This window comes from Gilvirhabdus luticola (assembly GCF_040117515.1).
Lineage (GTDB): Bacteria > Bacteroidota > Bacteroidia > Flavobacteriales > Flavobacteriaceae > Gilvirhabdus > Gilvirhabdus luticola.
Genome location: NZ_JBEEEN010000002.1, coordinates 144,258 through 156,079 on the forward strand (window position 1 = coordinate 144,258; position 11,822 = coordinate 156,079).

An 11,822-nucleotide genomic window follows, 5' to 3' on the forward strand; every position below is an offset into this window, starting at 1 on the left:
TTATGCTATAATGTTAACACCTTAAAATTCATTTCCAAAGGGTTTATATTTTCAATAAGTTGCTTGATTAATAACTCTCCATATTGCAAATACAATTCCGAAAAATTAGTGTTTCTTTCTTGCAAACTTTGGTTAGGAAATAATTGATTTTGAATTTCTGTCATTCTGGAAACTTGATCGGCCAATTTTCTTTTTTGAGCCTTTAATAAACGTTTTTCAAGATGTTCTAAACCTTTTATTTGCTTACGTTCTTGAGCTTTAACTGCTCCTAAAAATGATTTATCGGTTTGTTTTGCTAATTCATATAGTTGTTTGAATTGCTCTTGTAAATGTTCTTTTTGAGGTGTAAAGTCAATATCAACATTAGATATTTCCCTTACCTTTTTGTTTATAAATGCGTCACGTTTTAAAAACAAATCTTGAGTAGTTATATTTAATTTTTTAAGTTTTTTTGATTGTTTTTGTGTTTGTATTAGAAGTGAATCACGTAACAATAATATTGGAAAAGTAACATTTACTTCATTGAAGTATTTTTTGAGCTGAAACCAATAAGCCAGTTCACCAGCTCCTCCTATGTAGCAAAGGTTAGGCAAAATAACCTCCTGATATAAAGGTCTCATAATTACGTTAGGTGAAAAACGCTCTGGATGATTATTTAATTCAGTGAGAATTTCTTTTTCCGAAAACTTTATATCTGTGTTATTTACTAGGTAACTCTTATTTTCTTTTGTAATGCGTTCGCGTAAATTTTCTTTTAGATAAAAAAGATTTATTTCTCTTGGGGTTACCTGTATGTTACTATGTTTATAAAGTTCTTTATTAGTTTTAGTAACTTGATTGTATGATGTGTTGTTTAATAATTCTTCTTTAATAAAAGGAACAAATAATCGTTTTAAATCGGTGTCATTTGCATCAATAATAACCAACCCATACCCTTTAAATAATTCATTAGCTAAAAATCTTGTTGCATCAGCTAAACTTTCATTTTTCAAATAAGCTTCATTGAATAGATTTTCTAAATATTTAGCATTTTTGCTTCCACCCAATTCTAACGAGAGTAAATTAAAAACCTCTTTTAAACCTGCAGTATTAAGTTCTCCAACTGCTCCTTTTGCCGGTCTATTCCAGTGAATCTTTTTCCCGTTAACATTAAAATAATTTATCTCTTCAAAGTCATGGTCTTCAGTAGCCATCCAATACACAGGGACGAAATTGAATTCAGAATATTTTTCGTTTAGTTCTTTACATAAATTAATAGTTGAAATAATTTTATACAAAAAATACAATGGGCCAGTAAATAAATTTAACTGATGTCCCGTTGTAATAGTGAAAGTGTTCTCTTGTGATAATAAATGAATGTTTTGTAATGTAGCTTCACTACTGCTTAAATTAGCATATTGGATTTTAAGTTTCCTAACTAAAATTTCACGATGATCTACAGGATAGTTTAGTTCTTTTTCTTCAATTTGATCTTTAAAGTTATGAATATCTGGAAACCGATGATAAAACTGTTTTAGTTTTTCGTTTTCATCTAAATAATCACAAATTAAGTTTGAAAAATAATTTGTATTTCTAAACGGAATAAAGTCTAGATGCATGTTACGTTTTTATATTTTCTGTAAAGATAATGTCTTTTAAAGATTATGCTTAAAATTGTGCTTTTTAGTATTTTTTTAACAAAATTAACAGAATTTGTATGCCTTATATTAGTATTTTCACATAACTTTAATAAAAAAATTTATGAGAAATATTAAGCCTATCTCAATATGCTTATTATTGATATTAATATTATTTAATTGTAACAACGAATCTGTATTTCAGGATCCTAACATTCCTGATCCTGTTGTAGATGATGGACCAAGAACCTACGCCGATGTTCAAGAAGACTTTGATAATTTTGAATTTACTACTGGTGTCAACGATGTTACTTTAATAAATATTGATGGTGATGAATGGTCCTTTAGAGTTATCATGCCCGATGTTGATTTTACAAATAATGACAGACCTTTAGTAATTTCTATGCATGGTTGCGCCTCATGTGGTATACAGCCTACAGCGCATCAAAGTACTGCTTGTTTGGCAGAACCAGGTTTTGAGGCTATCGCCCCTATAATCATTAGTCCAAATAGTAACGGGAAGTTATGGCCTACTGTGGAAAATAATGACCAAGTGTTAACACTCATTGATTTGGCAATTGATTACCTTCCAGTAGATTCTGAAAAAATTGTGGCTCACGGTTATAGTGATGGAGGTAACGGCAGTTGGTTTTTTGCAGAAACTCAATCTAGTTTATTTTCTGCAGCAATTCCAATGGCAAGTCATTGGAATACTACCAACAGCGGTGTAGGAAGATTGATCCCTATTCCTATTTACGTCGTTCATGGTGAAAATGATGCTACATTTCCAGTTCAAGAAGTTCAGGGTTGGGTAGATGCGAGTGTCACCTCTGGCAGTGATATTACATTTGTTATTGCACCTGGACTTACGCATACAGAACCTTGCAATTATGTTGACTATCTTAAAGTTGCTGCAGACTGGTTAGTAAATTCGGTTTGGAATTGAACATAAAATTATTCATTAAATCTTAAAACAATGAAAAACATATATTTAAAAACTCAAGTTAGAAGGCTTCTTCCTCTTTTGATTTTCTTTTTCGTTGTAGGAATTAACCAAAATATAGAAGCTTTCCAAAACAATAATCAACAAGATACCTTTACCGAGTTTAAAGGATTGGTGGTAGACAGTAGAAATAATGATCCTCTAATTTATGCCGATTTAAATGTAAACGGAACAAACATAAGATCCATTACAAATACTGAAGGAGAATTTTCACTCAAAGTTCCAAAAGAACATCTAGAAAAGTCAGTGACTGTGTCTTTTTTGGGTTATAGAACCCAAACCGTTTCTTTGTCTGAATTTAATAGAGAAAGTACTGTAATCAAACTCTCTGTAGTTGCAACAAAACTTACAGAAATTAATATAAGTACTGTTAAAGATCCTAAAAAACTTTTCCAAGAGGTTCTTAAAAGAAAAGCGGAAAATTATTATGGTAATGAATCATTAATGACAGCATTTTACAGAGAATCTATTAAAAAAGGGAAGAAAAATGCATCATTATCAGAAGCCGTTTTAGAGATTTACAAGAATCCAACGAAATCTCTAAAAAAAGACAATTTAATATTGATTAAATCCAGAAAAAATACAAACTATTCAAGATTAGACACATTGGCTTTAAAATTACAAGGTGGTCCGTTTAGCACTTTATATACAGACCTTATGAAATATCCTGAATATGTATTTACAGATGAAAATATGGAATATTATGAGTTTAGTTTTGATGGAAGATCACAAATAGATAATCGTCAGGTTTATGTGTTGAGTTTTAAGCAAAAACCTAACGTTTTATCTCCATTCTATTTTGGTAAATTGTATGTTGATGTAACATCATTAGCACTTTTAAGAGCAGATTACCAACTTAATGTTTCTAATAGAGCTATGACAGGTGCTATGTTTGTAAAGAAAAAGCCGAAAAAAGTAAGGGCTTATCCACTTGAGGCTTCCTATCGTGTTGACTACAGAGAAAAAGATGGTAAATGGCAATATGGCTATAGTAACATTAAACTGGTATTTAGAGTTAAATGGAAAGGAAGACTATTTAACAGTACTTACTCTTTAGATAGTGAAATGTTGATAACAGATTGGCAACAGAATACAGCTGGAATTAAACCTCAACAAACATTAAAACCTAATGTCATTTTAACCGATGAAGCTTCTGGTTTTACAGACCCAGAGTTTTGGGGAGAATACAACATCATTGAACCTGAAAAATCTATAGAAACAGCCATTAAAAAAATAAGCCGACAACTAGAAAAACTGAAATCTTAATTCATTTTTATCAACTTGACTTTCTTAAAAAAATAGTCGAACTTCGTTTAACTATTGATATAAACAATTAAAACAGATTTATATCATAACATTAAACGAAACTCATAAATACAACTTCAGCATATAAATCAACCTTTCGACTTTAGTTTATCTTAAGCGGAGCCGAAAGACTCAAGATGACACAACTTCTGCATACAAATCAAAATCGGCGGCTTCAGTAATTTTAACCTTGGTAAATTCTCCAGTTTTTAAATAGCTCCTTGTAGCATCAATCAAGACTTCGTTATCCACATCTGGAGAGTCATATTCTGTACGTCCAACAAAGTAGTTGCCTTCTTTTCTGTCTATTACCACTTTAAACTCCTGTCCTATTTTCTCCTGGTTCAGTTCCCATGAAATTTGAGATTGCAATTCCATAATCTTGTTGGCGCGTTGTTGCTTTACGTCTTCTGGAACATTGTCTTCCAGATTATAGGCATGTGTATTTTCTTCATGCGAATAGGTAAAACATCCCAAACGTTCAAAACGCATATCTGCAACCCATTGTTTCAACTCCTGAAAATCGGCTTCAGTTTCTCCAGGATAACCAACAATCAGCGTGGTTCTGATAGTCATATTGGGTACAATTTTTCTAAACTCTTGCAAAAGCTTCGTCGTTTTTTCTTTGGTTGTACCTCGACGCATACTCTTTAATAAATGGTCAGAAATATGTTGCAACGGAATATCTATATAATTGCAAATTTTAGCTTCTCTGTTCATCACATCCAAGACATCCATTGGAAAACCTGTTGGGAACGCATAATGCAACCTGATCCATTCTATACCTTCAACTTTCACAAGTGCTTCGAGTAGTTCTGCAAGGTTTCGTTTTTTGTAAAGATCGAGTCCGTAATAGGTTAAATCTTGAGCAATAAGAATCAATTCTTTGACGCCATTGGCAGCTAATTTTTTAGCTTCAATAACGACATCTTCAATAGGTGTACTTTTATGTTTTCCACGCATTAATGGAATGGCACAAAAGCTACAAGGTCTATCGCAACCTTCAGCAATTTTTAAATAGGCGTAATTCTTTGGTGTCGTTGTTAAGCGTTCACCTATAAGCTCATGTTTATAATCAGCACCAAGTGCTTTTAATAATTGCGGTAATTCTGTGGTACCAAAATATTCATCAACATTTGGAATTTCTTTTTGTAAGTCTGGTTTATAGCGTTCTGAAAGACACCCAGTCACAAAAACTTTATCAACTTCTCCAGCTTCCTTTTTCTGCATGTATTCCAGAATGGTATTCACGCTTTCTTCCTTGGCATTATTTATAAATCCGCAGGTATTAATCACCACAACATTACCTTCTTCTTCATGGACGACATCTTTGCCACTGGCTTTAAGTTGCCCCATAAGCACTTCGCTGTCGTAAACATTTTTGCTACAGCCAAGCGTTACAACGTTGATCCTATTTTTTTTAAGCGACTTTGTTCTCATTCAAAAAAAGTTGAGCGCAAAGATAGGCAATGAATAACAATAAAGATTAAAAATTGAACAGAGAAAACTATTTATAATCTTCAGGTATTTGTCTCATTTTTGAGGCTTGCTCATAAGCGTAAGCCCATTGTAACAAGAATTTCTCCTGTAATGGTCTTGCAATTATGGTTAGCCCTTCTGGTTCTCCATCTGAATTATAACCCATTGGAATGGTCATGGCTGGATATTCTGCTACTGCGGCAAATCCGGCGTGGTAGTTGTTTATTGAAAGAATTCCGTTTAAGTTATTTTCATTCATTGGTTTGTTAAGATACTTTATACCATTATTTTTCAGCGTGCTTTTTATGTTTTCAAATGCTGAATCTGTAGCTGAATCTGCAACAATTCCTTCAAATAGTTTCTGTCCGTAAGGCATTCTGCTTATTGAATCTTCTTTATTGAAATCGATTATATCACTAACCGTTCTTACCTTAATACTGTCGCTAGCATTTTGAGAAAGATAAACTGGTAAATCCTTTTTCATATCCAAATTCAACAATCTTAAAAACTCTGGCAGTTCAATTTCTTCTTCTTCAAATTCAATTACTTCAGCACCAAGATTTTTTAAAACCGTAATAGCATTGACATACAAACTGTCTTCCAAAAGATGTTTAAAAGCACCAAATCGTTTTCCTTTTACACCATTTTCTTTAAGTTGTTCTGTGTAAAATCCTAGGTCCAATAAAGCATCAATCGTTTTGCTATCGCTTTTATCTACACCAAACATAGCGTCCAATAAGTATGCATTGTCAACCACATTTTTGGTCATTGGTCCTGGCGTATCTAAAGTAGATGAAATAGGTACGATTCCGCTTCTGCTTAACAAACCAATGGTTGGTTTTAGTCCGACAAGAGAGTTTTTACTTGATGGTGATAATATAGAACCAGACGTTTCACTACCAACAGCAGCAACACAAAAATTGGCTGCAACTGCAACACCACTACCCGAACTAGAACCACCAGTATCTATCATTTTTCTACCATAAGGATTAAGGGTTTGTCCACCAATGGCACTGTAACCGCTAGGACAATCGCCACAGAAAAAATAAGCCCATTCGCTTAAATTGGCTTTTCCAAGAATTAATGCTTTATTCTCTTTAAGTCTTTGAACAATGAAAGCATCATCAGCCATATTATTTTCAAGAGCTACAGCACCAGCAGTTGTTGGCATGCCTGAAGCATTGATGTTATCTTTTAACAGAATTGGCATACCAAAAAGCTTTGGCTTCACCATTCGATTTAAAAATTCTTTGTCTCTTTGCTTCGCTTCCGCAATAACATTAGGGTTCAAAGCAATGACTGAATTTAAGGACAAGTCATTTTCCCGATCAAACTTTCTGATTCTGTAGAGATAAAACTTGGTGAGTTGCTCATAGGACAATTTTCCTTGAGCTATATTTTTTTGAATCGTGGGAATATCCTGTTCTAAAATAAAAGGCTTTAAACTATTGTAAATAGACTCTGTAAAATCTTTTAAGTCTTCACTAAATGGTTCCCACAAAGCAGAAGCATCAATATATTTTGAATCCAGTACCTTAAAATCGTAAAATGGTTTGGTTGAAATATCACTAACATCTGAAGAATCATTAACAACAATTGAATCTTTTACAGATTCTTCACTAGTACTTTCTTGAGTTGCAGGTTGATTATTTTTATTGTCATTACAAGAAATTGTTATGAGAAAGACGCAAATAAGAAGCTTTAAATATTTCATGGTTAGTATTATTTTTTTAAAAATACCAATTTTAAAAATACTCTTTGATAAGAAATTTGAAGTTAATTTCTTTCTGCAAAAGGAATAATGATTCCTTTTTCAAGATAGTTTTTAAGCCCGTAAAGCAACATAGCCCAGCAAAACGAAGCAATCTTAAAATGTTCGTTGGTTTCTTGCCAATTGACATGACTGAATCTTACATAGGTTCTGTTTTCTTTTTCTTCCAAATCAAAACCAAACGTGGTTGGATCCCAATCGTTGTCACTTTTGGTCATTCTTAAATGAAAGGAATCAAAAGGATTACAAACTGATACTTGACAGTACCAATCATATTCATCAGTAAAATTTAAGTTGTAAGTATTACCCATTTCTGGCATACCACTACTCTTTAGAGTCCACCAATTGTTTAAATGTTCTGGTACGGAAACAGCATCAAAAACCTCTTGTTTAGTAGCTTTTATTAAAAGATTATGGTAAATATTAAAACTCATATTTAATATACATCTCGACAACGCTCGATGTGACAATTAAAATCTATTATTTAAAAAACGAATCTACAAACTCATATTTATTAAAAACTTGCAAATCCTCAATCTTTTCTCCAACACCAATATATTTTACTGGAATTTGAAATTGATCACTAATTCCAATAACAACTCCACCCTTTGCAGTTCCGTCCAATTTAGTAACTGCCAGACTTGTAACTTCTGTCGCTGCTGTAAACTGTTTGGCTTGCTCAAAAGCATTCTGTCCTGTAGAACCATCTAGAACTAGTAAAACATCATGAGGAGCATCTTGAACTACTTTTTGCATGACACGTTTTACCTTAGTTAGCTCATTCATGAGATTGACTTTATTATGCAAACGTCCAGCAGTATCTATAATAACAACATCAGCATCTTCTGCTACTGCACTTTGTAACGTATCAAAAGCCACTGAAGCAGGATCACTTCCCATAGATTGCTTTACGATTGGTACATCTACTCTATCTGCCCAAACTTGTAACTGGTCTATAGCTGCAGCTCTAAATGTATCTGCTGCACCAAGTACTACTTTAAGTCCTTGTTTTTTAAACTGATAAGCCAATTTACCTATGGTTGTTGTTTTACCAACACCATTAACACCTACAACCATAATAACATACGGTTTTTTATCTTCAGGAATGGTAAATTCGGTAGCTTCGCCCAAATTGGTTTCAGACAATAATGCTGCTATTTCTTCACGAAGAATTTGGTTTAACTCTTCAGTACCTAAATATTTATCTTTAGATACACGCTCTTCAATGCGCTCAATGACCTTAAGTGTTGTATTAACACCAACATCACTGGTTACCAAAACCTCTTCAAGATTATCTAAAACTTCATCATCAACTTTAGATTTTCCAGCAACTGCTTTACTTAATTTATTTAAGAATGTTGTTTTGGATTTTTCTAATCCTTTATCTAGTGTTTCCTTTTTTTCTGAAGAGAATATTTTTTTAAAAAAACTCATTATTTAATTCAATTTTAAAACTAATAACAAACTTCTTGCCTAGAGTTGAAAACGGAAAGTTTGTCAGGAGTGTAAATATAAAACAAAAGCTGCTTTCAAGGGTATTGAAAGCAGCTTAAAATATTTTTAAGAGTAACTACAGATTATTGCTTACTCATCCATTCGTTTACTTGTTCTGGTGCCATAATTGACTCAACGAACATATATGCTCCAGTTTTAGGTGATTTTACCATCTTTATTGCTTTTGTAAGCCTTTTAGATCCTGTCTGTAATGATGCTACCGATTTCTTTGCCATGACTCAATTACTTTACTTATTTAATTTCTTTATGAACAGTCATACGTTTTAAGATAGGATTGAATTTTTTTATCTCCATTCTATCTGGCGTATTCTTTTTGTTTTTAGTTGTAATATAACGTGAAGTTCCTGGTTGTCCAGTAGCTTTATGCTCTGTACACTCTAATATTACTTGAACTCTATTGCCTTTCTTTGCCATTTTCTTAAATCTTTAAATGTGGCTATTATTTTAAAATCCCTTTAGATTTTGCATCTTTTAACACAGCAGAAATACCTAATTTATTAATGGTTTTTAATGCTGATGTAGAAACTTTTAAAGTTATCCACTTATCTTCTTCAGGTATGTAGAAACGTTTCTTTGCCAAATTAGCATTAAATTTACGTTTAGTTCTGTTTAATGCGTGAGACACGTTGTTTCCAACCATCGCCTTTTTCCCAGTAATTTCACAAACTCTTGACATTATTTCTAACTTTAAATATTGTTATTTCGAAACGAGGTGCAAATATACAAAATCTTTAATTTACGACAACTTAATTTTTATCAATTTTTAAAATTTCTTTTTGTAGCATTTCAAAAGCTTTATTTACGGCTTTATTTATGACCTTAATTCTGTGATTCCCAAAGCTGAATTTTTCTGAAAACACCTTATTTTTTGTAGCTATAGCAATAAAAACAGTACCTAATTCTGCATCTGCATCACCTTTTGTTGGTCCAGCATTTCCTGTAGTTGCAATAGCATAATCTGAATCAAAAATTTCCCTGACATTTTGCGCCATAGCTTCTGCAACTTGCTTACTAACAACAGAATACCTTTCTATAATATCTTTAGGAACCTTTAAAACATCTATTTTTGTTTGGGTTTCGTAACTTACTATGCTACCTTTAAAATAAACGGAAGCTCCAGCATTTGCAGTAATTTGTTCGGCAATTTTTCCGCCTGTACAGCTTTCTGCCGTAGCTAATGTTTTGTGTTGTAATGCTAATTGTTTACCAATACTTAACTCGATAGAATCCTCTTCTTCAAAACCAAAATAAATACCATCTAATAGTGGTAGCAATTTTTGTATTTGATTATCAATTTCCAATTCAATTTCTTTTTTATTCTTTCCCTTTGCAGATAGACGTAATCTCACCTTACCTAAATTTGGTAAATACGCTAGTTTGATGAATTTCGGCAAATTATTTTCCCAAGCTTCAATTTTTGAAGCAAGCATACTTTCTCCAATACCATAAACAACCAGAGTTTTATGTAATATATATGGAAATTTATATTTCTGCTGAAGTTTAGGAATCACTTCATTTCCTAATAAAGCTTTCATCTCATAAGGAACACCTGGAAGCGAAATAAAAACCATGTTACCTTTTTCTATCCACATGCCTGGAGCACTTCCTAAACTGTTCATCAATACAATAGATTTTGATGGTACTAAAGCTTGGTCGATATTAACCTGCATTAAAGGTTGATTGATATAGTTTTTCCAAAGTGATTTAATGTTGTCCAAAACAGCATCATTTTGTATTAAAGTATCCTTAAAATATTCTGCTAAAGTATGTTTGGTAATATCATCTTTTGTTGGACCAAGACCTCCAGTTATAATGATAATATCGGCATTGTCTTCTGCTTCTTTTAAGGCTTTAAGTATATGCTTTTTATCGTCCTGAACAGATGTAATTTGATATACTGAAACACCAATTTTATTAAATTCTTTTGAGATAAAAGCGGAATTAGTATCAATAATTTGACCTATGAGGATTTCGTCTCCAATAGTGATTATTTCAGCGAGCAAAATATATAATTGTGTTAAGTTAAAACGTCAAATTTAAGGTTATTTGTTTATTATTTCTTATTTTTAAAAGGCTTAATTTATTTTAACTACCAACCATGTGCAAAAGCCTTCTGTTATCGTTGTTTTTTATTGTTCCAATACTTTTCATATCCTGTAAAGATGAAGGTAAAGACCAAACACACTCAACTACTAAAATTGAAAAGAGTGTAAATGAGATAACACCTGAATTTACTTTAACCAAAGATCAAACGCATAATAAGTTCAGCAGTGCCATTGAACCCATTTTAAAGGTCAAATCTGGAACTATTATTGAAGCTTTTACAGAAGATGCCAGTGATGAGCAATTCAATCTAAACTCTAAAGTAGAAGATTTAAAGAATTTAAGTTTTGAGCCAATACATCCTTTAACTGGACCTGTTTATGTTGAAGGTGCTTCTCCAGGAGATGTTTTAAAAGTAACGCTGCATCAGATTGAAGTTGGTGATTGGGGCTGGAATGCTATTTACCCAGGTTTTAGCTTTGTTGCCGATTCTATAAAAGGAGAATATTTAAGAATTTATCAATTGGGTAAAGATAGAACCCATGTTGATTTCAACGAAAATATTAAAGTTCCATTGAATCCTTTTTTAGGTGTTATGGGCGTCGCTCCTCCAACTGAAGAAATGTTATCTACAATTCCACCAAGAGCAAATGGTGGAAATATGGACGACCCAAATCTTACTCAAGGTACTATTGTTTATTTTCCGGTTTTTGTTGAAGGCGCTTTATTTTCGGTTGGTGATGGACATGCTGCACAAGGGCTTGGAGAAGTATGCGGAACTGCCATTGAAGCACCTTTAAGGGTCGTTTACCAGTTAGACATTATAAAAAATAAAATATTAAAAGAGCCTCAATACGAAACCAATGATTATTATGCAACAACAGGTTTTGCAACTACTATTGATGAAGCTGCTAAAAAGGCAACCTTATACATGATAGATTATTTAATGCAGGAACATAATTTAAGTGAGAATGAAGCCTATGCTTTATGTTCTTTGGCTGGCGATTTAAAGATTGCTGAAACTGTAGATGTACCACATATGCTTGTTGCCATGCATATATCTAAAGAAGTGCTTGGAATAAAATAGAAA

At 32.6% G+C, this 11,822-nt stretch carries 12 protein-coding genes; 3 read left to right on the top strand and 9 right to left on the bottom strand.

What is annotated here, in order from left to right; all coding sequences use genetic code 11:
* Window positions 1–5: 5 nt before the first annotated feature.
* A complete protein-coding gene (gene bshC, locus AAFP94_RS05120) occupies window positions 6–1,598 on the bottom strand; it encodes a bacillithiol biosynthesis cysteine-adding enzyme BshC (RefSeq protein ID WP_316661412.1) in 1,593 nt (530 codons plus the stop codon).
* A gap of 142 nt (window positions 1,599–1,740) precedes the next feature.
* Here bshC and AAFP94_RS05125 point away from each other — a divergent pair, with 142 nt between their 5' ends.
* Together AAFP94_RS05125 and AAFP94_RS05130 are read left to right on the top strand one after the other, a co-directional pair.
* Window positions 1,741–2,562, top strand: coding sequence for a dienelactone hydrolase family protein (locus AAFP94_RS05125; protein WP_316661413.1), 822 nt, complete (start codon window positions 1,741–1,743; stop codon window positions 2,560–2,562).
* A 30-nt stretch (window positions 2,563–2,592) separates the two neighbouring features.
* The gene (locus AAFP94_RS05130) at window positions 2,593–3,885 is read left to right on the top strand and encodes a carboxypeptidase-like regulatory domain-containing protein (RefSeq protein WP_316661414.1); all 1,293 of its coding nucleotides are present in this window, start codon (window positions 2,593–2,595) and stop codon (window positions 3,883–3,885) included.
* A gap of 171 nt (window positions 3,886–4,056) precedes the next feature.
* Here AAFP94_RS05130 and rimO read toward each other — a convergent pair whose 3' ends face one another.
* The 8 genes from rimO to AAFP94_RS05170 all read right to left on the bottom strand — a co-directional run bounded on the left by rimO (window position 4,057) and on the right by AAFP94_RS05170 (window position 10,692).
* Window positions 4,057–5,364 (bottom strand): 30S ribosomal protein S12 methylthiotransferase RimO, encoded by a 1,308-nt coding sequence (rimO, locus tag AAFP94_RS05135; protein ID WP_316661415.1) that lies wholly within the window; start codon window positions 5,362–5,364, stop codon window positions 4,057–4,059.
* A gap of 67 nt (window positions 5,365–5,431) precedes the next feature.
* Window positions 5,432–7,117 carry an amidase family protein gene (locus tag AAFP94_RS05140; protein WP_316661416.1) on the bottom strand — a complete coding sequence of 562 codons (1,686 nt, stop codon included), beginning with the start codon at window positions 7,115–7,117 and terminating at the stop codon, window positions 5,432–5,434.
* A 62-nt stretch (window positions 7,118–7,179) separates the two neighbouring features.
* Window positions 7,180–7,608, bottom strand: coding sequence for an SRPBCC family protein (locus AAFP94_RS05145; RefSeq protein WP_316661417.1), 429 nt, complete (start codon window positions 7,606–7,608; stop codon window positions 7,180–7,182).
* A 46-nt stretch (window positions 7,609–7,654) separates the two neighbouring features.
* The gene (ftsY, locus tag AAFP94_RS05150; protein WP_316661418.1) at window positions 7,655–8,608 is read right to left on the bottom strand and encodes a signal recognition particle-docking protein FtsY; all 954 of its coding nucleotides are present in this window, start codon (window positions 8,606–8,608) and stop codon (window positions 7,655–7,657) included.
* Between the two features lie 143 nt (window positions 8,609–8,751).
* Window positions 8,752–8,904 carry a DUF4295 domain-containing protein gene (locus AAFP94_RS05155; RefSeq protein ID WP_316661419.1) on the bottom strand — a complete coding sequence of 51 codons (153 nt, stop codon included), beginning with the start codon at window positions 8,902–8,904 and terminating at the stop codon, window positions 8,752–8,754.
* A gap of 16 nt (window positions 8,905–8,920) precedes the next feature.
* Entirely contained in the window at window positions 8,921–9,103 is a 183-nt protein-coding gene (rpmG, locus tag AAFP94_RS05160) for a 50S ribosomal protein L33 (protein WP_316661420.1), read from the bottom strand.
* Between the two features lie 25 nt (window positions 9,104–9,128).
* Window positions 9,129–9,365, bottom strand: a complete 237-nt coding sequence (rpmB, locus tag AAFP94_RS05165) for a 50S ribosomal protein L28 (RefSeq protein WP_316661421.1) — start codon at window positions 9,363–9,365, stop codon at window positions 9,129–9,131.
* 70 nt (window positions 9,366–9,435) lie between these two features.
* Complete coding sequence (locus AAFP94_RS05170) at window positions 9,436–10,692, bottom strand: competence/damage-inducible protein A (protein ID WP_316661422.1); 1,257 nt, start codon at window positions 10,690–10,692, stop codon at window positions 9,436–9,438.
* A gap of 95 nt (window positions 10,693–10,787) precedes the next feature.
* On the opposite strand from AAFP94_RS05170, the gene AAFP94_RS05175 reads away from it, so the two are divergent.
* Window positions 10,788–11,819, top strand: a complete 1,032-nt coding sequence (locus tag AAFP94_RS05175) for an acetamidase/formamidase family protein (protein ID WP_316661423.1) — start codon at window positions 10,788–10,790, stop codon at window positions 11,817–11,819.
* The last annotated feature ends 3 nt before the right edge of the window (window positions 11,820–11,822 follow it).